The organism is Acinetobacter sp. V116_7, from assembly GCF_056735735.1.
Genome location: NZ_JBWZIF010000028.1, coordinates 625,042 through 645,231, shown reverse-complemented (window position 1 = coordinate 645,231; position 20,190 = coordinate 625,042). Strand labels below are relative to the sequence as shown.

Below are 20,190 nucleotides of genomic sequence, written 5' to 3'. Positions count from 1 at the left end.
AGTCATGGCTAGAGCAGGGTTGTATTGCTTTTAAACTTTACGTTTATCAAGTTGCTGGGCTAATGCATCGCCAGTTGCTTGTACTAACATGACTAAAACAATGAGCACAAAAATTACAGCCAACATAATTTGCATATCAAAACGTTGATAACCATATCTATATGCAATGTCTCCTAGGCCACCTGCACCAATAGCACCAGCAATCGCAGAGGAGTTAATCATAGTCACAATAGTCACGGTAAAGCCTGCCACAATACCCGGCAAAGCCTCTGGTAAAAGCACGTGCCAAATAATTTGTTTACGGTTACAACCCATGGCTTGTGCAGCTTCAATTAAGCCTTGATCGACTTCACGTAAGCTGACTTCTGCAATACGAGCAAAGAAGGGAATTGCCGCAATCGTCAATGGAACAACGGCTGCCCAAACGCCATAACTTGTACCTACAATCCAGCGAGTAAGCGGAATAAGTGCAACCATTAAAATAAGAAAGGGCACAGAACGAGTAATATTAATGACCCAACCCAAAGCCTGATTAATCTTTTGTGACGGATGAATGCCATGCTCAGAAGTGCTAACTAAAACAACAGCAATAGGTAAGCCAATTAAAAAAGCAATAAATGCAGATGCACCTACCATGAGTAAGGTATCTACGGTTCCAGTAATTAATAAATCAATGAGCTGGTCGTGCATAGCCAAGTACCTCAAATTGTGCAATTGCAGTTGATGCGTCTTGTCGTATAGATGAAAGATCAATTTCTACGTTAGGAATACCGATTAAAAGAGAACCAATAATGTGCCCTTGAATGGTATCGACCTGACTTTGATATAAATTGACGGGTGCTTTAAATCTAGCAAGTAGTTCTTGAATATCGGGTACTTGATGTGCTTCAGCTTCATATTTCAGTTTTACAATAATATGAGTCGAATCTTCATCGGGAAGTGGAGTGATTTTAAATGGCAGAGTGATCTGCTCAAGGTTCAACAATTCTTGAGTAATTTGTTGTTCTGGTCGTGAAAATACAGACCAGACTTGCCCAGCCTCGACAATTTCACCTTGGTCAATCACCACGACTTGATCACAAATTTCTCGAATGACCTGCATTTCGTGAGTGATGAGTACAATCGTTAGACCAAGTTCCTGATTAATCTTTTTAAGTAAAGCCAAAATAGTGGCAGTACTTTCTGGGTCAAGTGCTGAGGTTGCTTCATCACACAGTAAAATTTCAGGGTGGTGAACAAGTGCGCGTGCAATACCGACACGTTGCTTTTGTCCGCCTGAAAGTTGTGATGGATAATGACTAGACTTATCTGCAAGGCCTACTAGTGCTAGAACTTCATTTACACGTTGATCGATATCTGCTTTGTTGTAATTGGAAACTTTTAAGGGTAATGCCACATTTTCCCAGACCGTTTTTGCAGACATCAAATTGAAATGTTGAAAAATCATTCCAATTCGTTGGCGAGTTTGAATAAGCTCGGCATGACTCAATTCAGCAATGTTTTGTTGATGAATATGAATACTGCCTGTATTTACTTTTTCTAAGCCATTTAAAGTGCGGAGTAGGGAAGATTTTCCTGCACCACTTTTACCAATAATGCCTAAAATCTTACCTTGAGGAATATCAAGGTTAATCTCTTTTAAAGCATGCAGTTTTTGACCCTGCGATTGGTAAAACTTATTTAAACCACGAATTTTGATATGAGGTAGAGAAAAATCAACTTGTGATCCAAAACTCACCATTGTCATTCTCCTTATTTCCAGCCTTGAAACCACATACCTTGGCCAAAGTCTTTATCCAGAATATCTTGTGCTTGTTTTGAGTTCTGGAATGCTTTAACAAAGGTTGCAAGTTTTTGGTTTTTATCTTGGTAATCGCGACGGGTCACAAACAAAATTGCATATTTTTTATCGATTGGATCTAAAAATAATGCGCTATGTGGGTCGGTTACCTTTGCCATTTTTAAGTAGTGAGGGAAGCCGAAAATTAAATCGATATCGTTATATGCATGTGCTGTTTGAGGACCTTCAACTTCAACAAAGCTCAGCTGTTTGGGATTAGCAATAATGTCTTGAGTGGTTGAAAGTTCATTATTAATGTCTTTAAGCTGAATTAAACCTGCACGGTGCAATAAAATTAAAGCGCGAGCTAAATTGACGGGATCGTTTGGAATAGCAACACGTGCATTTGAAGGTAAGTCTTTAAGTGATTTATATTTTTTTGAATATAAACCCACATGACTTCCTGAGCCCACGGCAAATGCATGTAAGTCATAGCCCGTTTCTTTAACAGCATTACGTAGAAATACGCTTTGCTGGAAAAAGTTTGCATCAATATCACCGTTTTGTACGGCAACATTTGGTGCTCGCCAGTCAGAAAATTCAACGAGTTTGACATGAACACCTTGCTTTTCTACTTCATTGGCAACGCTTTGTAATAACTCAGCATACGGTGGGCTAATGCCAATCGTTAAAACATCATCGGCTTGTTTGTTTTTAATATAACGGTAACCGACGAGGCCCAGAACTACGATAACAATCGTAATTCCGAGTAACCAAGGCTTATGCTGTTTGAACTGAATCGCCATAATCTTTCCGTTATTACTTCCAGCCAGGGAACCAAAGTTTTGGCCCAATCTCAGCATCTAACACAGCTTTAACTTTTGGCGAGTTTTGATAGATCTCAACAAATTTCTTCAATTTGTCGCCTTTATCCTGATAGTCGTCACGTACTACAAACAAAATTGCATAGCGTTTATTGGTATTGTCATCAAGTAAAAGAGCACTATCTGGATCAGCTGTTTTTGCTAAGCGCAAGTAGTGTGGGTAGCCAAATGCCAAGTCAACATCATCAATTGCACGAGCAGTTTGCGGTCCTTCAACCTCGATAAATTGCAAGTTTTTAGGGTTTGAAACAACATCTTTAAGTGCAGATAAATGATTGTTTGAATCTTTAAGCGTAATTAGTTTAGCTTGTTGTAAAAGTAGTAGGGCACGACCTTGGTTCACAGGATCATTTGGAATGACTACACGTGCGTTTTGTGGCAATTCATCAAGGCTTTTATATTTCTTTGAATAAAGTCCCACATGTGATGCTGCACCCACTGCAAATGCTTTTAATTTAAAGCCAGTTTCTTTAATTGCATTGTCTAAGAACGGTTGATGCTGGAAAAAGTTCGCATCAATATCCCCATGATTTAAGGTAATGTTTGGTGTGTTCCAGTCAGAAAACTCAACCAGTTTCACATTTAAACCTTGTTGCTTTGCTTCATCGGCAGCAGCTTGTAAAGTTTTTGCAAATGGTGGACTAATACCAATCACAAGTTCATTTGAGCCATTTTGACGGTGTTTATTCCAAAAGAATAAAGCAACAAAAAGGACTACAACGACTAAGCCTACGCCTAGCCATTTCTTAGAGGCTGTTTGAGCCATGTCTATCTCCAAATTTAAACGGTTATTTCTTCAATTGTTGTTAGGTTTTTGCTGTTGTTATAGGGACTACATCGGAACGCTTGAACAGGGTGTTGTTTTGGTAATTGATCACCCCGATTAAAGATTTTGTTCCGTAGTGAACCCGTTTTATATGCAGTTTTATAGCGACCACGTTGTTGTAGCTCAGGAATAACCAAGCGAATAAAGTCGTGGTGAGACTCAGGTGCAACTGTACGTGTCAAATTAAAGCCATCAATATCTGTCTCATCTAAAAGATGAATTAGGTATTCAGCAACTTCTTCGCCACTACCCACGATGAGGGGATAACGACCACCTAGGACATGCTGAGCTTTTAAGTCATTTTTCGTGATTTGTTGCTCTTTAAATTTTTCGGTAATCGAAACAATACTGTTACTTTTTTGGTAAGGAATCGCCTCATCGTCGGCAAATTTACTTAAGTCGATGCCAGTTGAACTCGCATAATGCGCTAAGCCTGCTTCAGGACTTGCATACTGACGATATTCATTAAGTTTCTGTACAGCGAGATCATGTGTTTCGGCAACAACAACGGTTATACCGACAAAGACTTTAATGTCATCCGCTGAACGACCTTGCTGCTCGGCAAGAGCACGAATCTTTTTCACTTGTTCGCGTATTTTTTCGGGTTTGTCACCGCCAATAAATACACATTCAGCATGACGAGTCGCAAACTGCATACCTTTGGGTGAAGCACCTGCTTGAAAGAGTGTTGGGGTGCGTTGCACAGAAGGAGACACCTGAAAAACACCTTCACTTTGGTAATATTTTCCGTGGTGGTGAATGGTGTGAACTTTAGATGGATCTGTAAAAACACGTTGTACTTTATCTTTTTTAACGGCGTCGTTTTCCCATGAACCTTCCCAATATTTATAGCAAAGCTCTAAAAATTCTTCAGCTTGTTCATAGCGAGCATCGTGGTCTTTTAAACCTTTTTGACCAATCAACCGTTCCGCACTATCTAGATAACCTGTCACGATATTCCAGCCAATACGACCTTGAGTTAAATGGTCGAGACTCGCAAAGCGGCGTGCAAATTGATACGGATGCTCATAGCTTAAGTTCACAGTGACCCCAAAACTTAAGTTTTGAGTGACTGCTGCCATAGCAGAAATGAGTGTAGATGGATCATGGCTCGGAAGCTGAATGGACTCTTTTAAAGTCAGATCAATACCATTTTGATAGACGTCATAGACGCCTGTAATGTCTGCAATAAACAAACCATCAAATAAACCACTTTCTAAGGTTTTGGCTTGTTCTGTCCAATAGCTCAGTTCATTAAAGCGGTGTGATTCATCGCGTGGATGTGTCCATAAGCCATGATTGATATGCCCAACACAGTTCATGTCAAAAGCATTGAGTAAAATCTCTTTTGCTTTTAAATCTGCCATTACAATGTCCCCCGACGAGGTGGAAGAACACCGTTAAGTACATAGTTCCCAATAAAGTAATATTTCCATCGTGCAGCATCATGCAACGTATGTACACGCGCATTGCGCCAGAAACGGTCTAGACCATCTTGTGATTGACTACCACGACTACCAGCAAGTTCAATCAGCTTAGACGATGCTTTTAGTGCGATATCGCTACTATGAGCACGTACTTTGGCCACATCAATTGAAGCTTTTGCAATGCTTTCAGGCGTGGTTTCAATTTTTGCGGCATCGATTGATTGAGCTGCTTGTTTTAATAACACTTCACTTGCTCGTACATCTACGGCAATGCGTCCTAATTCATAAATCGTTAAAGGATCTTGGTTTGCCGTTTCTACATTTGAATCAATCCATGGGCGCGCTTGATGCACTCTTTGCAAGCTTTCTTCAAAGGCTTCACGTGCAATGCCTACCTCAATTGATGCATGCATAATTTGAGCAAAAGGGCCCACTAAGGTTGGTTGTAAAAATGCAGTATCGAAAGGAATAACATCATCCGCATCTACAAAAACCTGATCAAATTTAACTGTGCCGCTGCCTGTGGTTTTCTGCCCAAAACCAGACCAGTCATCAACAAGTTTCAATCCTTGTGAACCACTTTTTACAAAGGCTAGATATTCTCGGCCTGCATCGTCTAAAACTAAGGTTGGAATACGGTGAGCAAATAAACTTCCTGTGCAGTAAAACTTTTCACCCTGAATCAAATACCCATTTTCATGCGGACGAATGTTGGTTTGTTTATGGGTTGAAGTTTTAGTTTTAAACTCGGCAAGTGCATTACCGAAGCGAGTGCCATTTAACACTTCGCCATATAAACGTTGTTTTTGAGCTTCTGTGCCTGTATTGCGCAATACTTCTAAAGCGTAAAAATGGTTTTGTGGAATTTGTCCGATTGAACCATCTGCACCGCTTAAAAGTGCAATTACTTTAGCGACTGTATGACTTGAAACTTCGGCACCGCCATATTGCTTTGGCACTGTAATTGCCCAAAGACCAGATTGGCTCAATGCATCGATTTCGGTATAGGGTAAAATTCGCTTAGAGTCTCGCTCAACTGCGGTTTTTTTAAATTGCTCAGCAAACTGTTTGGCAATTTCTAATGCTTCAGCATCATTTTGAATAATGTGTGCTTGGCCAGATGCCGATGTTTGTTTAGTTTGAACCGATTGATATGAAGTCATGACAATTTCTCCTTAAATCCAGGCATGGCGGGCAGGGAAATGACCATTAAGGTAATAATTGCCAATGGCATGTAATTTCCAGCGAACAGGGTCGTGTAAGGTATGTACACGGGCATTTCGCCAATGTTGATCTAAATTATGTTGGCTTAAGCTTGAACGGCTACCGCCTAGTTCCAGCAATTTTTCAGAGATTTGTAGAGCCGCATCATTGGCATAGACTTTCGCTTCTGCGACCAAAATTGAAGCTTTAGCTACTTGTTCATCAGTCACAGTTTGAAGTTGGTCGAGTTCATCTAAATATTCAGCAGCTTCATCAAGCAGTAAAATTGCAGCGTCGAGTAAAATATTTAACTTACCTACTTCTTGCAGGGTGTAATGTTCAAAGCTGGCTTTTTCAACATTTGCATCAATAATTGGGCGTGCTTTATGAATAGTCGATAAAGTATCGTCAAATGCAGCTTCTGCAATCCCCACATCAATGGCAACTTGTAATAACTGAGAATAAGCACCGCGATAGGTAGGGGCTTTAGTTAATAAGCGTTCATCAAAAATAAGTTCTGGATTAACTTCAACTTGATTTAATTTAACTGTACCACTCGCTGTCGTACGTTGCCCAAATCCATTCCAGTCATTAATGACTTCAATACCTTGAGCTTCTCGATTCACAATGACTAAAACCACATGACCTTCAGGATGAACCGCTTTAATTGCGAGCCAATGCGCAAAACTTGTACCTGTCGAATAAAACTTTTCGCCGTTTAAAATATATTTGCCGTTTTCAATGGTAAGTGTAGTTTTTAAAGTTTTTGAGTCATGTGTATTACGTTCTGGTCCACCGTTAGCAAGACGTTTGCCTGCCAATATTTCTGAAAAGATAAATTGTTTTTGTTGTTCTGTGCCCATAATTTCGATCAGGTTTAAAAGGCTAATCTGATTTTGTGGAATCTGACCAACGTTCGCATCACCTTTACTTAAAATACGGAAAACTTGAGCGAGTGTTTTATTGGAAACAAAAGCTCCGCCATATTTTTTCGAAATTCGAATTCCGCCTAAGCCTTTTTGGCTAAAGCTTTCGATTTGCTCATGCGGTAATAAGCGTTGTTGATCACGTGTATTACGACCCTCTAAAGCATAATCAGCCACTTGATAAGCAGCATTAATGGCTTGTTGATCATTTTGAATGATTTGGACGTATGCCGTCGTTTTAGATAGAGAATTAGACATAATGACACCTTGTATTGCTGTCATTACCTTACAAAAGAAATATTTTTCCACTAAACGAGGACTTATGCTCAGCTTATGAAATAAAGTGCAAAGCATTTTTTTTGATTTTTAATTGAGAAATAAAGATATTAAAAGTTTTTATAAATCAATAAATTATCGGTTTTATGCGAAAAATTGATAATAGAATTAGTTTTAATATGAAAAAGAGCAATAAGTACGGTAAAAAAAGATATAAAAAAATAGACCTAACTGTCAGCAAAAAATGAGCACAATATCCATTGTTTTAAATAAAAATAGCTTCTAAAGTATCTACTTACCATCGACCATTTTTGTACAAATAGTCAAATAAAAATAAACGTGGAGATTTTATGCGGGTTTTGTATCAGTTTCCTTTGTCCCATTATTGTGAAAAAGCTCGCTGGTTGTTAGACCATAAAGAACTTGATTATGTGGCTCATAACTTAATTCCAGGGTTTCATCGTGCTTTTGCACAACTCAAAACAGGCCAAAATTTATTGCCAATTTTGAAAGATGACCATCAATGGATTGCTGAATCAACCAAGATTGCACTTTATCTGGATGATACCTACCCAGAACATGCGCTTTTGCGTCGTGATGAGCAACTTAGACAACAAACTCTTAAAATTGATAGTTTAGCTGATGAGCTTGGTATACATGTGCGTCGTTGGGCTTTAGCTCATACGTTGGCACAAGGAGACCATGCTCTAGAAATTATGATGGGTGAACAAGGCTATTTACGTCAGTTTGAAAAAATATCGAAACCTTTTCTCAAAACACTCGTAAAGAAGAACTATAAACTTGAAGAGGAGTTGGTGGGTCAGTCCAAAGAGCAGATGGACAAACTCATAAATGAATTAAACCGCTATCTAATAGAAAATCAAGCGCGCTACATGGTGGGTGATCGCTTAAGTCTTGCTGATATTTCTGTGTGTTCGATGCTTGCACCATTGTTAGAGGTGAAGGGTACGCCATGGGAGCGTGAAGAAGCAGAAGAAGTTTCTGAGGAATGGAGCAACTATCAAAAATATTTGCTTGATTTACCTCTAGGCCAATATGTTTTAAGAATATATCAAACCGAAAGAAACGCACGCGTAGATTGGCGAGGAATTTAAACTTTATAAAAAGCCCTGATTTTTCTCAGGGCTTTTTTGTAATATTTCTAAGTTCAGTCATTAACTTAAATATTACTATCAATTTTATAAATGATTTTTATTAAACCATTTGCATATATTATTTTACTCCTGCAACTTCTTTATTTAGTTCATTATTCAAACTTATTCTAAATACTTAATAATTTTAATTTTTATAATTTTTTGCAAAATCCTATTTTTCTAAAAACAGTTTTTAGCTGAAGTTAAGCCACTTTATTGTGCATGTGTTTACATTGTAATCAATAATTGCCACATTTAAGTGTAAATAGATGAGCTTAATAATAGACAGAAGATTAAAACATAGATTAAAGTAGAAACATGTTAGCAGTTTTAAAGGTATTAACTCTGCAAAACAGACTGAATAAAATAAGTGAAGCAAATGGATGTGTCCTACTTGGAAAAGTTGGCGCGATAATTGCAATTTAATAATAAATCACTCTATTGCTCTATATGAATGATTCTATAGATAAATAGAGAGAATGATCATCAAGGAGTTCTTATGAAACGTTCTGCAACCTCTCTCATTATTTCAACATTTATGCTTTGTACGGTTGGTGCTACTTCTCAAATTCAGGCAGCAGATACATTAGCTAAAATTAAAAGCAGCGGAAAAATCGTTATTGGCCACCGAGAATCTTCTGACCCAATTTCATATGTTGTTGCAGGTAAACCAGTAGGTTATGCAGTCGATATCTGTAACCAGTTTGCAAATGACATTAAAAAAGAATTGAAAATGCCTGGGCTAAAAGTTGAATACAAGGCAGTAACTTCATCAACACGTATTCCTGAACTTTTAGCAGGCAATATCGATATGGAATGTGGTACGACCACAAACTCAAAGCAACGGCAAGAACAAGTGGGTTTCTCAACTAACTATTATGCAACAGAAGTACGTATGGCAGTTAAAGCCAACTCTGGCATTAAGAGTTTGGCAGATTTAAACGGCAAGGCGGTTGTAACAACTCAAGGCACAACATCTGATAAATACATTAAGATGAATGAAAAGGGTCAGTCAATTAATGTCCAAAATATTTATGGTAAAGATCATGCAGACTCTTTTGCCATGATGGCATCTGGCCGTGCTGCCGCATTTGTAATGGATGATAATATTTTAGCTGGTTTGGTTGCCAAGTCTTCTACACCTAAGGCATTTGCAATTGTAGGGCCAGTACTTTCATCTGAACCTTACGGTATTATGCTTGCTAAAGATGATCCAAAATTTAAAGCGATTGCAGACCGTACTGTAAATAATTTATGGAAAACTGGTCAAATGGACGCTTTATATAAGAAGTGGTTCTTATCGCCAATTCCACCAAAAAATACAAATTTGAACATGCCACAAAGTTCATCTTATAAAAAACTAAAAGCTCACCCAACAGATGCAGGGATCTAACAAGATCTTTTTGTCCTAAATTTACTTAAGCAAGTGAGACTCACTTGCTTAAGCGGTCTATTTTCCTAAAGATATTCATTTAAGGGGCAAACATGTCAGTCGGCTCGCTAAACTGGACTATATTCTGTGCGGAGTCTAATGAATATGGTGTCGATAAAGCCGCATGGGCAGAATCAGTCTGTAGAGCAATTGGTAGTACAAGCTACAATGCTCATGCTGAAGCGCCCACATGGTTACAAATGTTAGGTTCAGGCGTCTTTACTATGGTTTGGACAGCTGTTATAGCCTTTCTTATCGCATTTTTATTAGGTTCTCTCCTAGGGGTAATTCGTACATTACCTAACAAACCTCTCGCATTTATCGGCAATTGTTACGTAGAAATTTTTCGTAATATTCCACTTATTGTGCAACTATTCTTCTGGGCTTTTGTTTTTCCGGAATTTCTACCGGACAGCTTAAGTGCAGGTAGTGGGGATGTGGTTGCTGGTGGTTGGTGGAAAAATATTTTAAATCAACAACCTGCGGTTATTGGTGTTTTTGCATTAGGTCTCTACACGGCTGCCCGTGTATCTGAGCACATACGTGCCGGAATTAATACTGTTTCTCGTGGACAAAAGTTCGCGGCTTCTGCTATGGGTTTTACTACTGCCCAAAGCTATCGTTATGTCATTTTACCAGTTGCATATCGTACTGTATGGCCAACGATTACATCTGAAGCAATGAACGTATTCAAAAACTCAGCTGTTTTATATGCGTTGAGTGTGTTGAATTTCTTTGCTTATACGAAAACGATGCGTGAAGAAACTTCTCAGGACATCATTATTCTTATTCTCTCTACGCCTGTTTATTTAATTATTACTTATAGCATTAAATTTATCATGGCATGGATTGAGAAACGAATGGCTGTGCCTGGCTTAGGCTCAGGAGGGAAGTAATTATGGATTTTTCTTTATTACATAACCCTGACGTGATCGCGGCACTCAAAGAAGGTTTCATTTTTACCCTGACCGTGACTGTATTGGCGATGATGGGCGGTATCCTAATCGGAACTCCATTGGCAATGATGCGTTTATCAAACAATGCCATCGCAAGTAATTTCGCAAAATTTTATGTCGATCTGTTTCGTGGTATTCCACTGATTCAGGTGATCTTTATTTTCTACTTCTTGTTACCGAAAATATTTGAGTTTCAATCTGATACGTATTGGGGGCCATTGTTTTCAAGTGTTGTGACTTTTGCTATTTTTGAAGCTGCATTTTTCTCGGAAATTGTACGTTCCGGAATTCAGTCTATTTCAAGAGGTCAGGTCAATGCAGGCTACGCGCTAGGTTTTACCTATGGTCAATCAATGCGCTATGTGGTTTTACCTCAAGCCTTTCGTAACATGCTCCCAGTATTGTTAACTCAAACAATTATTTTATTTCAGGATATCTCATTAGTTTATGTGATTAGTGCACCAGACTTTTTAGGTCGTGCAGATACATTGGCTAATACATATGGTCCTGAAACGAAAGCAACATTCTATTTAATCGTCGCTGTAGTTTACTTCTGTAGTTCGTTTGTGCTGTCGCAATTAGTCAAACGCTTACAGCAAAAAATTGCCATCATTCGCTAATTGGAGATTTTAAATGCCAATGATAGACATCCAACATATCTCTAAATGGTATGGTGATTTTCAGGTTTTAACAGATTGCACGACGAGTATTGAAAAAGGTGATGTCGTTGTTGTTTGCGGACCGTCTGGTTCAGGAAAATCAACACTCATTAAAACAGTAAATGCGTTAGAACCATTTCAACAAGGCGATATTATTGTTGATGGAGTTTCTCTGAAAGATCCAAAAACGGATCTTGCTAAATTCCGTTCACGAGTGGGAATGGTGTTCCAGCATTTTGAACTTTTCCCGCACATGACTGTTTTGGAAAATCTAACCATTGCTCAAGTTAAAGTGTTAAAGCGTTCAGTTGCCGATGCTCGTGAAAAAGGTCTGAAATATTTAGAGCGTGTAGGTTTACTTGCGCATAAAGATAAGTTTCCGGGCCAATTGTCTGGTGGTCAGCAGCAACGTGTAGCGATTGCTCGTGGCTTGTCCATGGACCCAATCTGTATGTTGTTTGATGAACCAACTTCTGCACTTGACCCAGAAATGGTCGGGGAAGTACTTGAAGTGATGGTGCAACTTGCACATGAGGGCATGACCATGATGTGTGTTACACATGAAATGGGTTTTGCTAAAAGAGTATCTAACCGTCTAATTTTTATGGATGAAGGTAAGATTTTAGAAGACTGTCCAACGCATGAATTCTTTGATAATTTAGATGCTCGCCACGAGCGTGCGAAGCTCTTCTTAGAAAAAATTCAAGCCATGCACTAATACCATTAATAAAAAAAGAGCCTTTTAAAAGGCTCTTTTTTTTATTTCCATTTTTAGAAACTATATTTTGCTAATAAATTGACACGAGAGTAATCACCTTTATCGCCTGCGAAAGTTTCTCGTTGGCCATATGTATATTCTGCACCTAAATCAATATTTTTAACCGGATTCCAGATTAAATTGACCAAGGCATTATAAATTTCTTTGTTATAGCTGGTGCTGGTTAAATTGCTATTTGCATAGGTGTTATCATCTTTGTATTGAATACCGCCTATTGCAAAAGTAGAGCGGAGGATAGGGCTCCATTTCCGTTGATAGCCAATAACGGCACTATCAAATTCACCTAAATTAATATCCTGAGTTGTTGTGTCATAGGCATAAGCTGAGTTGCTATAAAGTAAATAGCGGCCATCTCCTTTAACATGATAGTAATTAGCAACCAAGCTATCTTGAGGCGTTAAATCATATTTACCACCAACGCCGACACCCCAACCAAATTTTTCTTCAGAAGTACTATCTTTGGGAGCCACGCGGTTTTCATGGGCAAGACCATGTAACTGTAATAGGCCTTTATTATCTGTAGTTTTGAAATCATATCGTGCTGTTAAAGCAGGAAAACGGCTTCCACCGGCAGCATTACCAGCTTTTTCAACATCACCGCCTTCTAAGGCAACTAATATTTTCTGTTGTGCATTAATTGGCTGAGTGTATCTAACCTGTACTGTACGTGTAGTACCTGTACCAATAGCGCCATTAAAATCTACTGTTTCTGGCGATGTATCGGTATTCACAAAAGGTGAGGTCGTTTGACCAGCTAACCATTTTCCTAAAGACATATAGGCATGGCGAACACGGAAGGTACCATTACCATTATCGCCATTTCCACCCATGAAATCGGCTTCAATTTTTCCGGTTAAATCTCCGTACTGAGTGGGTCTAGTAATGTCTAGACCTATTCTTGAAGTTGCAGCAGATACATTTAGTGAGTCTTGTTTCGGATCATCTTTATTTAATGGATAGTTAGCGCCATTTGAAATGCTGCCATTTGAACCTTTAAAGTCATAGGTTGCATCTGCGCGGACACTACCATAAAGCTTAACTTGGGTTTGCCCATCCGCCATCGCTATCCAACCTGGTTTTGATACAGGAGGTGTAGGAATAGCTGGTGTTACGGGAATTGTTGCTGGAGCACTAACCGATAAAGCTGTTTTTTGTTGATCAGATAGTTTCTGGACCAGTTGTTTTAACTCCTTTACTTCATCACGTAAGGCGTTAACTTCAGCATCTGTAGCGGCATGCACAGGCACTGTCACGCTAATTGCGCCTAAAGAACTCATTGCTAGCACTAGTGTTTTGATCTTATTCACAGGAACTCCCCGACATGGATAAAAATTTTCCTGCAAATACATAACAATAATAATGCCAACTTTAAGAATTTAGAAAAATAGTAAAATTTCTATAATTATCATTGTTCTACATTTAAATAATGGGGGCAAGTAAGATCTTATATTGAAAAAAATAAATGAGAGCATGAAATTCACTTTCTAAAATGCGCCATAGGCTCCATTATTTGCACGGTTAAAATGCACGTCTGCAATAAAATGTGTAAAAGAATTAAACGTTTTAGCTATTTTTAAACCTTTGTATTTTAAATGCAGGTGAGTTGTATAGGGTATACTGTCCGCACTGTAAAATTCTGGCTGGAGATAACAATGGAGTTAGATCGTTTTGATAAACAAATTCTAGAAATTTTGTCTCATGAAGACTTAAATTTGAATGAACTTTCAGAACGGATCAATCTGTCAGTCAGTTCTGTGCATCGCCGGATTAAGCATCTGATTGAAGCCAACGTTATGGGGCAGCTCAAAAGGGAAATTAATTTTAGTAAACTTGGATTTACCTTACACATCTTATTGCAAGTTTCGTTGAGTAAGCATGACACCGAAACATTTGATAAGTTTCTTTCTGAAATAGAAGCAATTCCAGAAGTGACCAATGCATTTCTTGTGACGGGGCAAAGTGCCGATTTTATTTTAGAACTTGTAGCACGTAACATGGATGACTACAGTGAAATTTTATTAAGACGTATTGGAAAAATTGACAATGTTGTTGCGCTGCATTCGAGCTTTGTGATTAAAAAATATAATGTTTTTAACTGCTATAACTTACTCAATAAACTATAAAAAAACGCACCAAATGGTGCGTTTTTTCAATTCAAATGTTTGATTTAGGCATCAAGCTGAGCCAAAACTTCATCTGTGAACTCAACGTTAGTATAAACGTTTTGTACATCATCAAGATCTTCAAACATATCAATCATTTTAAGAATTTGTTTTGCTTGGTCGACATCAGTAATTTCAGCTTTCGTTGATGGACTCATAACAACTTCTGCGTTGTCAGATTTTAAACCAGCAGCAGTTAGAGCATCTTGAACTTCACCAAAAGTTTCTGGTGAAGTGATTACCAAAATTTCATCTTCTGAAACTTCAATATCTTCAGCGCCAGCTTCTAAAGCAATTTCCATGATTTTGTCTTCTAAAGAAACATCTTCAAAAGTAATTTCACCACGTTTAGTAAATAGATAAGCGACAGAACCCGCAGTTCCTAGGTTACCATTTGTTTTACTAAAACAGTGACGTACATCTGGTACTGTACGGTTTAAGTTATCTGTCATTGTCTCAACAAGAACAGCAACACCGCCAACACCATAACCTTCGTAAGTTACTTCTTTTAAATCATCATTATCTTCACCACCGGCACCACGTTGGATTGCACGGTTGATGGTGTCACGTGTCATATTAACTGAAAGAGCTTTTTCAACTACTGCACGCAAACGAGGGTTACTAGCAGCATCTCCACCACCAAGTTTGGCAGCAGTCACAATTTCACGAATATATTTAGTAAAAACTTTACCGCGACTTGCATCTTGTTTCGCTTTACGATGCTTAATATTGGCCCATTTAGAATGACCCGCCATGGACGTGAACTCCAAAAAAAGAAAATGCAAAAGTGCTGGAATAGTAGCATAGGCTTGGTTTTGTTGAAAACTATTGCCCTGCGTTTTGTTAGCCAATTGAATAAGAATAATAACCTTAAGGCCTAATGAGTGAGATCAGGCCGAATCAAATCCAATTTGATCTAGTTAATTTTGACATCTATGTCAAATTTCGCATATAGCTCTTTAATCGTTTCCAGATCTTTTTGTAAGTCTGTTGGGTAAATTTTGCCTAGAATTCCGCCTTGTTTGCTTCGGGCATTGGCATACATGAGTACAATTGGAACATTAGCGGCTTTCGCAATATGCCAAAAACCTGTACGGATAGGTTTACGTTCTGAGCCATCTTTCGCACGAGTAGCTTCAGGGGCAATCACCAAGTTAAAAGTCTCATGAGTTTGAAATTGTTCAACCATTTGAGAAACAATATCTTTACTCGCTTTGCGGTCAACGGGAATGCCACCAAGTTTTTCTAAAACTGGCTTAAGGGGACCCTTAAAGAGTTCTTTCTTTATTAAAGTATGAATCTTAATGTCTAAAATTTGGAAGAGAGCAATAGAGAGCACTGCATCTAGATTTGAGGTATGTTCAAATCCAATAATAACTTGTTTTTTTTCAAGAATTTTGGGATCTACATTATAGGTCCAACCAGCAGCTTTAAAGATAGAGTTAGCTAGAAATTTTTTCATAGATCAGTGCAAGGTGATAAATTTGCAGGATTCTAATATGAGTTTGTAAAAAAGCCTAGAAAAATTATGAAAGCTAAAGTAGCCAATTAAAAATGAAGATTATCTAAGCTTGAAGATTTAAAAAGTTCTTTTTTATTTTTCTTTAAACATAATAAACTTAGATAATTTTAAAATTAAGAAACCTGTTGAGGTATTTCTTCATTAATTAAAAACTCAATATACTGCCAAATTTTTTCAGCGTTAATTAGTTTTTTATCTGTTGTTCCATCAATAATCATCCCATCAATAATAGAAATAATGATATGAGTAAGGGGAGTAGGGTTTTCTACACCTAATTGAGCGAGCTGGTCTTCTAATAAATGAGTTAACCACTTTGTATACTCGTAAAATGGTTCACGAATTGAAGTATATTGTTTAGATACTTCAATAAATGCTTTTTTAAATAAGCAACCATTAAATGTTTCGCTATTGATCCATTCAATATACCAATTAAAAATAATATGAATTTTCTCAAGCGGGTTAGCATCTTGACGTAAATTTAATTGTTCATTAATTGAATTTTGAATATTTAAGTTTCTATGTTGCAAACACTCCATAATTAAATTTTCTTTTGAAGGAAAATATTTATAAAAGGTCATCTTTGCAACATTAGATTCAGCAATAATACGGTCAACACCAGTTGCATTGTAGCCAATCTGATTAAATAAATTTAAAGCAGTATTTATAATATCTTCTTTTTTTGACATTACTATTCCATATAGTTAGAACTAATTATAACTTAATCGAAAAAATTAAAATTTTAATATTAATGATCATAATAAAAAAAGGGATTGGATTCAAGTTGATATTGTGATAATGATAATCATTAACATAAGTTTTTTTTAATTTTCTATTTGATTTCGTACGATTTTAATTCTAATATGGATTGATAAGGGAACATATTTAAATATTAATTTAAGTCATTGTTTTTATAATAAAATATGTAAAAATCGATCAGGCTTCAATAAGTTTAATGAGAGTAGATATGCCTAAGAAATTTGAGAATTTTAATAATCCTAGAAAGAAAGCACTCGCAGGGATGAAGCAAAGCATTTCTACTGAACTATGGGAAAAAAATTCAGACTTTTTGACCCAATTAAGAGAAAAAATTGCTAAACATGCGGTGTCACATCATCCTGCAATTGATATTTTAAATAACGGAGAAATTAATAAAGAAAATTTAAAAAAAATACACTTAGAATACCGCCATGCAATTGTACAAACTTTTACTGATGCATTGCTCATGGCCCAATTTCAAACTAAACAACTAGAGCCAAGATTGCATGCCGGTGCGAAAATGTTTCCGCGCTTTCTTTTGAGCCTAAATATTTTTGATGAGTTTGGATTTCGTCCAGGTTTAGACAAAGATGGTTATTATCAGGGAAATCCTGAATATGCTCACTATCCTTTATTTGAAGACGTATTAAATGATTTTGGTATTACAGAACAAGATCGTCTGACTTATCAGCCGACTGAAATTGCAAATCAAGTTAGAGTGTTTTTAGAAAATGCTTATGATGACTATAAAGCTGTTTCAGCCTTATTAGCAGTCGCAGAAGAAGAGGTGATTCTTTATAGTCCACCGTTACGTAAAGCGACTAAAGCTGTAGGTTTAGAGGTAGAGGGTGGTGGTTATTATCATGTGCATGGTATTTCTGAAGATGAAAGTGCCGAAGCCGCAGATGATGATCATGAAGAAGACTTATGGTATGTCTTAATGCAAGCTTGTACAGAAGAAGATTATAACTATATCGAAAAGTTATGCTTAGAGTATTGTGATTTATGGGAAAAATTTTGGGACGCTCAATTAGAACATACAGAGCTTATGCGGAAGAGAATCTTAGCTTAATAGAAGAAATAGAAGTATTAAGTTTAGAAAAACGTATTTTAAAGCAGTTAAAATTTTAAGATAAAATAAAATTTACATTTTGATAATTAAATTTTGAATATTGTTTATAACGGTAAAACGAATTCTATTTAGATAAGCATTAAAAAACCCCATAAACTTTTTAGTTTATGAGGTTTGAATTTGGTGGGCCCACCGTGACTTGAACACGGGACCAACGGATTATGAGTCCGCTGCTCTAACCAACTGAGCTATAGGCCCTATAAGTCAGAAAAGCTTTAAATCTCAAGGCCTTTCAGTGCGTGCAATACTAATCAATTTTTTAATCAAACACAAGTCATTTTCTAAACTAGGCACATACTAGACCTAAAAAATATTGTGTTATTTTGGTTAAATATTACGAGCGAGAGTGATTCTAGCGTATGAGTAGCTCATGAGTAAAGTGAACTTAGTTATTTATCGATCAATTAGAACTTATGTCAGTCAGAAGTTTATAGTGATTGGGTTTTAGTTAATTATCAGTTCGAATAGTTAATTCTTTTAAAAACATCTTTTGTTTGAAGAGTAATCAAATTTCAGGTTGATTGAATATTGCTTGAAATGTGACCAAAATTGGTTTTTCAAAAAAGTTTACAAACATAATTTATACATTTATGTCTTACACAGAATTTATAAATATTTGTTCAATAACGACTATAGAATATTCTAAATAAACTTAATTTAAGAAATATTTATCTACGCTAAATATTTAGAAAACGTATAACTTTATAAAATCCTATTTATAGAATGATGTACTCTTATCATAGTCAATTCTATATCATTTTAATGAGAGGTTATTCTTTGCAGTCTAATAGTTACTGTAATAAATCTAGTGAAAGTGATTATTTTTTTGAGTAAGGTGAATCCAAAATTCTAATTAATTTTTAAAAAACTAGTAATACAAAGATAATATTTATGAAATTAATTTTGTTTAGCGCATAGGGAAAAATCCATAAGTTTTAACGAGGAAATACAAAAATAAGGGAGTAAAGTGAGCTTCCTTAAAATTAAGACCTTTATCTGATTTTTAAAAAATTAGAACTTTTTAGTGGGAGAATTGGAAATTTTTTAATTGAAATTTCTTTCTTTTTCTCATGTGTTTTCTATACAAAACTTAAAGTGTGACTACTTTCACGCTCGATACAAATGATTGTATTTTATTGAATTTATTCTTGACTAAAATGCTAGGTTTTAATAAAGTACAAATGTATTTTCCCAAAATAAAAAACTATTGCTTAGTCCTGAAATACAGTAAGAAGCCTGCTTTTTAAAGTAGGCTTCTTGCTTTTTGTAATATAGAGAAAATAGGAAAGAGCAATAATCTGAATTTTAAAAGTAAGTATATAATTAGAAATAAAACTATAAAAAGATCATGTGTGCTCAGAGAGCTACAGTATAAGAAATTATAAATTTTCTTGAATAATCTGAATGAGTTCTCGAGCTGCTTTAGATAAGGGGCGGTCTTGAAGCCAAATTAAGTAAATGGATAGAGGTAAATGATTTTTAGTATTTTTAAAATCTAAAAGAACTAAATGACCTTGTGAAATTTTTTCTTGTACTAACGATAACGGGAAGTTTCCCCAACCGAGTCCTGCTTCAACCATATTAATTGCTGTTTGTAGACTATTCGTTTTCCAGTACATAGCACCAATAATTGACCGAGAATCTGTCATTTCATGGTCGCTACTCGCCACTACAATTTGTCTAATATTAATTAACTCTTCAATAGAAAAATGCTTTGTTTTTTCTTGTAGAAGAGTATGACTAGACGAGATAGTAGCAACGACTGTTTCAGTCATTACTAATTGCAGATTCTCACGCATTTTTATATTGAGGTCTGAACCAGCTAAGCAAAGACTAATTTCTTCCCTATAAAGTAAATTAAGAATGTCATCTTGAGGTGCAGTAATAACCTCTATATTTAGTAAGGGGAATTTATCAGCTAACTTCTTTATTGAAAAAAATAATAGTTTTGTATTTACGTCTGAGACCACACCAATACGTAATTTACTCTCTAGTCCTAAAGAAAGTTCATGGGCATGAGTACTAAATAGCCTAAGTTGTTCAGAAATAATTCGTGCTTGAGGTTCCAAAGCTAATGCGGTAGGTGTAGGAATGACCTTGCGTGGAGTACGTTCAAATAAGGTGTAACCCAATTCTGCTTCTAGATTAGCAACTGCCATACTGACTGCTGAAGGTACTCGATTTAGTTTACGGGCGGCCGCAGAGAAAGATCCTGTATCGAGTACAGTAATAAAGAGTTCAATATTTTCGCTGTTAAAATTCATTTTGATATCAGTAGAACTGAAAGCTATTAACTTTATATATGATTTTGACTGAA

At 36.5% G+C, this 20,190-nt stretch carries 19 protein-coding genes and 1 tRNA gene; 7 read left to right on the top strand and 13 right to left on the bottom strand.

Annotated elements, in window-relative coordinates; genetic code table 11:
- Nucleotides 1-30: 30 nt before the first annotated feature.
- Genes AC1PJP_RS17030 through AC1PJP_RS17000 form a run of 7 tightly spaced genes read right to left on the bottom strand, consistent with a single transcriptional unit; the run spans nucleotide 31 to nucleotide 7,328 of the window.
- A complete protein-coding gene (locus tag AC1PJP_RS17030; protein WP_004792864.1) occupies nucleotides 31-690 on the bottom strand; it encodes a methionine ABC transporter permease in 660 nt (219 codons plus the stop codon).
- Complete coding sequence (locus AC1PJP_RS17025; protein ID WP_198308435.1) at nucleotides 671-1,747, bottom strand: methionine ABC transporter ATP-binding protein; 1,077 nt, start codon at nucleotides 1,745-1,747, stop codon at nucleotides 671-673. The genes AC1PJP_RS17030 and AC1PJP_RS17025 overlap by 20 nt, the downstream gene beginning before the upstream one ends.
- 5 nt (nucleotides 1,748-1,752) lie before the next feature.
- Nucleotides 1,753-2,586, bottom strand: a complete 834-nt coding sequence (locus AC1PJP_RS17020; protein WP_479767789.1) for a MetQ/NlpA family ABC transporter substrate-binding protein — start codon at nucleotides 2,584-2,586, stop codon at nucleotides 1,753-1,755.
- 13 nt (nucleotides 2,587-2,599) lie between these two features.
- The gene (locus AC1PJP_RS17015; protein WP_479767787.1) at nucleotides 2,600-3,430 is read right to left on the bottom strand and encodes a MetQ/NlpA family ABC transporter substrate-binding protein; all 831 of its coding nucleotides are present in this window, start codon (nucleotides 3,428-3,430) and stop codon (nucleotides 2,600-2,602) included.
- Between the two features lie 14 nt (nucleotides 3,431-3,444).
- Complete coding sequence (locus AC1PJP_RS17010; RefSeq protein ID WP_479767785.1) at nucleotides 3,445-4,857, bottom strand: LLM class flavin-dependent oxidoreductase; 1,413 nt, start codon at nucleotides 4,855-4,857, stop codon at nucleotides 3,445-3,447.
- Nucleotides 4,857-6,080 carry an SfnB family sulfur acquisition oxidoreductase gene (locus AC1PJP_RS17005; RefSeq protein ID WP_479767783.1) on the bottom strand — a complete coding sequence of 408 codons (1,224 nt, stop codon included), beginning with the start codon at nucleotides 6,078-6,080 and terminating at the stop codon, nucleotides 4,857-4,859. The genes AC1PJP_RS17010 and AC1PJP_RS17005 overlap by 1 nt, the downstream gene beginning before the upstream one ends.
- 12 nt (nucleotides 6,081-6,092) lie before the next feature.
- On the bottom strand, nucleotides 6,093-7,328 hold the full coding sequence (locus tag AC1PJP_RS17000) for an SfnB family sulfur acquisition oxidoreductase (RefSeq protein ID WP_479767781.1): 1,236 nt from the start codon (nucleotides 7,326-7,328) through the stop codon (nucleotides 6,093-6,095).
- Between the two features lie 344 nt (nucleotides 7,329-7,672).
- Between AC1PJP_RS17000 and AC1PJP_RS16995 the strand changes: the two genes are divergently transcribed.
- The 5 genes from AC1PJP_RS16995 (at nucleotide 7,673) to AC1PJP_RS16975 (ending at nucleotide 12,241) form a co-directional block, all read left to right on the top strand.
- Nucleotides 7,673-8,437 carry a glutathione S-transferase family protein gene (locus AC1PJP_RS16995; protein ID WP_151822568.1) on the top strand — a complete coding sequence of 255 codons (765 nt, stop codon included), beginning with the start codon at nucleotides 7,673-7,675 and terminating at the stop codon, nucleotides 8,435-8,437.
- Between the two features lie 538 nt (nucleotides 8,438-8,975).
- Nucleotides 8,976-9,869 (top strand): amino acid ABC transporter substrate-binding protein, encoded by an 894-nt coding sequence (locus tag AC1PJP_RS16990; RefSeq protein WP_005304540.1) that lies wholly within the window; start codon nucleotides 8,976-8,978, stop codon nucleotides 9,867-9,869.
- 92 nt (nucleotides 9,870-9,961) lie between these two features.
- On the top strand, nucleotides 9,962-10,804 hold the full coding sequence (locus AC1PJP_RS16985) for an amino acid ABC transporter permease (RefSeq protein ID WP_005304542.1): 843 nt from the start codon (nucleotides 9,962-9,964) through the stop codon (nucleotides 10,802-10,804).
- Between the two features lie 2 nt (nucleotides 10,805-10,806).
- Nucleotides 10,807-11,484, top strand: coding sequence for an amino acid ABC transporter permease (locus AC1PJP_RS16980; protein ID WP_005304545.1), 678 nt, complete (start codon nucleotides 10,807-10,809; stop codon nucleotides 11,482-11,484).
- A gap of 13 nt (nucleotides 11,485-11,497) precedes the next feature.
- Nucleotides 11,498-12,241, top strand: a complete 744-nt coding sequence (locus AC1PJP_RS16975) for an amino acid ABC transporter ATP-binding protein (protein WP_004792844.1) — start codon at nucleotides 11,498-11,500, stop codon at nucleotides 12,239-12,241.
- Between the two features lie 53 nt (nucleotides 12,242-12,294).
- On the opposite strand, the gene AC1PJP_RS16970 is transcribed toward AC1PJP_RS16975, so the two are convergent.
- Nucleotides 12,295-13,608 (bottom strand): DcaP family trimeric outer membrane transporter, encoded by a 1,314-nt coding sequence (locus AC1PJP_RS16970; protein ID WP_479767778.1) that lies wholly within the window; start codon nucleotides 13,606-13,608, stop codon nucleotides 12,295-12,297.
- Nucleotides 13,609-13,953: 345 nt separating this feature from the next.
- On the opposite strand from AC1PJP_RS16970, the gene AC1PJP_RS16965 reads away from it, so the two are divergent.
- A complete protein-coding gene (locus AC1PJP_RS16965) occupies nucleotides 13,954-14,424 on the top strand; it encodes an Lrp/AsnC family transcriptional regulator (protein WP_004642558.1) in 471 nt (156 codons plus the stop codon).
- A gap of 44 nt (nucleotides 14,425-14,468) precedes the next feature.
- Here the strand turns inward: AC1PJP_RS16965 and AC1PJP_RS16960 are convergent, their stop codons facing one another.
- The 3 genes from AC1PJP_RS16960 to AC1PJP_RS16950 form a co-directional block, all read right to left on the bottom strand.
- Entirely contained in the window at nucleotides 14,469-15,218 is a 750-nt protein-coding gene (locus AC1PJP_RS16960; protein ID WP_005304550.1) for a YebC/PmpR family DNA-binding transcriptional regulator, read from the bottom strand.
- 161 nt (nucleotides 15,219-15,379) lie between these two features.
- Nucleotides 15,380-15,925: a 1-acyl-sn-glycerol-3-phosphate acyltransferase gene (locus AC1PJP_RS16955; protein ID WP_151823134.1), complete on the bottom strand. Its 546-nt coding sequence runs from the start codon at nucleotides 15,923-15,925 to the stop codon at nucleotides 15,380-15,382.
- A gap of 173 nt (nucleotides 15,926-16,098) precedes the next feature.
- The gene (locus AC1PJP_RS16950; RefSeq protein ID WP_151823386.1) at nucleotides 16,099-16,671 is read right to left on the bottom strand and encodes a TetR/AcrR family transcriptional regulator; all 573 of its coding nucleotides are present in this window, start codon (nucleotides 16,669-16,671) and stop codon (nucleotides 16,099-16,101) included.
- A gap of 278 nt (nucleotides 16,672-16,949) precedes the next feature.
- On the opposite strand from AC1PJP_RS16950, the gene AC1PJP_RS16945 reads away from it, so the two are divergent.
- Nucleotides 16,950-17,813 (top strand): iron-containing redox enzyme family protein, encoded by an 864-nt coding sequence (locus AC1PJP_RS16945; protein ID WP_013198131.1) that lies wholly within the window; start codon nucleotides 16,950-16,952, stop codon nucleotides 17,811-17,813.
- Between the two features lie 181 nt (nucleotides 17,814-17,994).
- Here the strand turns inward: AC1PJP_RS16945 and AC1PJP_RS16940 are convergent.
- Both AC1PJP_RS16940 and AC1PJP_RS16935 read right to left on the bottom strand, forming a co-directional pair.
- A tRNA-Ile gene (locus AC1PJP_RS16940) sits at nucleotides 17,995-18,071 on the bottom strand.
- A gap of 1,181 nt (nucleotides 18,072-19,252) precedes the next feature.
- A complete protein-coding gene (locus tag AC1PJP_RS16935; RefSeq protein ID WP_005304566.1) occupies nucleotides 19,253-20,137 on the bottom strand; it encodes a LysR family transcriptional regulator in 885 nt (294 codons plus the stop codon).
- Nucleotides 20,138-20,190: the final 53 nt, after the last annotated feature.

Excerpts from the sequence above, each read along its gene's own strand:
- AC1PJP_RS17030 (WP_004792864.1), bottom strand. The coding sequence starts at position 690 with ATGCACGACCAGCTCATTGATTTATTAATTACTGGAACCGTAGATACC.
- AC1PJP_RS17025 (WP_198308435.1), bottom strand. The coding sequence starts at position 1,747 with ATGACAATGGTGAGTTTTGGATCACAAGTTGATTTTTCTCTACCTCAT.
- AC1PJP_RS17020 (WP_479767789.1), bottom strand. The coding sequence starts at position 2,586 with ATGGCGATTCAGTTCAAACAGCATAAGCCTTGGTTACTCGGAATTACG.
- AC1PJP_RS17015 (WP_479767787.1), bottom strand. The coding sequence starts at position 3,430 with ATGGCTCAAACAGCCTCTAAGAAATGGCTAGGCGTAGGCTTAGTCGTT.
- AC1PJP_RS17010 (WP_479767785.1), bottom strand. The coding sequence starts at position 4,857 with ATGGCAGATTTAAAAGCAAAAGAGATTTTACTCAATGCTTTTGACATG.
- AC1PJP_RS17005 (WP_479767783.1), bottom strand. The coding sequence starts at position 6,080 with ATGACTTCATATCAATCGGTTCAAACTAAACAAACATCGGCATCTGGC.
- AC1PJP_RS17000 (WP_479767781.1), bottom strand. The coding sequence starts at position 7,328 with ATGACAGCAATACAAGGTGTCATTATGTCTAATTCTCTATCTAAAACG.
- AC1PJP_RS16995 (WP_151822568.1), top strand. The coding sequence starts at position 7,673 with ATGCGGGTTTTGTATCAGTTTCCTTTGTCCCATTATTGTGAAAAAGCT.
- AC1PJP_RS16990 (WP_005304540.1), top strand. The coding sequence starts at position 8,976 with ATGAAACGTTCTGCAACCTCTCTCATTATTTCAACATTTATGCTTTGT.
- AC1PJP_RS16985 (WP_005304542.1), top strand. The coding sequence starts at position 9,962 with ATGTCAGTCGGCTCGCTAAACTGGACTATATTCTGTGCGGAGTCTAAT.
- AC1PJP_RS16980 (WP_005304545.1), top strand. The coding sequence starts at position 10,807 with ATGGATTTTTCTTTATTACATAACCCTGACGTGATCGCGGCACTCAAA.
- AC1PJP_RS16975 (WP_004792844.1), top strand. The coding sequence starts at position 11,498 with ATGCCAATGATAGACATCCAACATATCTCTAAATGGTATGGTGATTTT.
- AC1PJP_RS16965 (WP_004642558.1), top strand. The coding sequence starts at position 13,954 with ATGGAGTTAGATCGTTTTGATAAACAAATTCTAGAAATTTTGTCTCAT.
- AC1PJP_RS16960 (WP_005304550.1), bottom strand. The coding sequence starts at position 15,218 with ATGGCGGGTCATTCTAAATGGGCCAATATTAAGCATCGTAAAGCGAAA.
- AC1PJP_RS16955 (WP_151823134.1), bottom strand. The coding sequence starts at position 15,925 with ATGAAAAAATTTCTAGCTAACTCTATCTTTAAAGCTGCTGGTTGGACC.
- AC1PJP_RS16950 (WP_151823386.1), bottom strand. The coding sequence starts at position 16,671 with ATGTCAAAAAAAGAAGATATTATAAATACTGCTTTAAATTTATTTAAT.
- AC1PJP_RS16945 (WP_013198131.1), top strand. The coding sequence starts at position 16,950 with ATGCCTAAGAAATTTGAGAATTTTAATAATCCTAGAAAGAAAGCACTC.
- AC1PJP_RS16935 (WP_005304566.1), bottom strand. The coding sequence starts at position 20,137 with ATGAATTTTAACAGCGAAAATATTGAACTCTTTATTACTGTACTCGAT.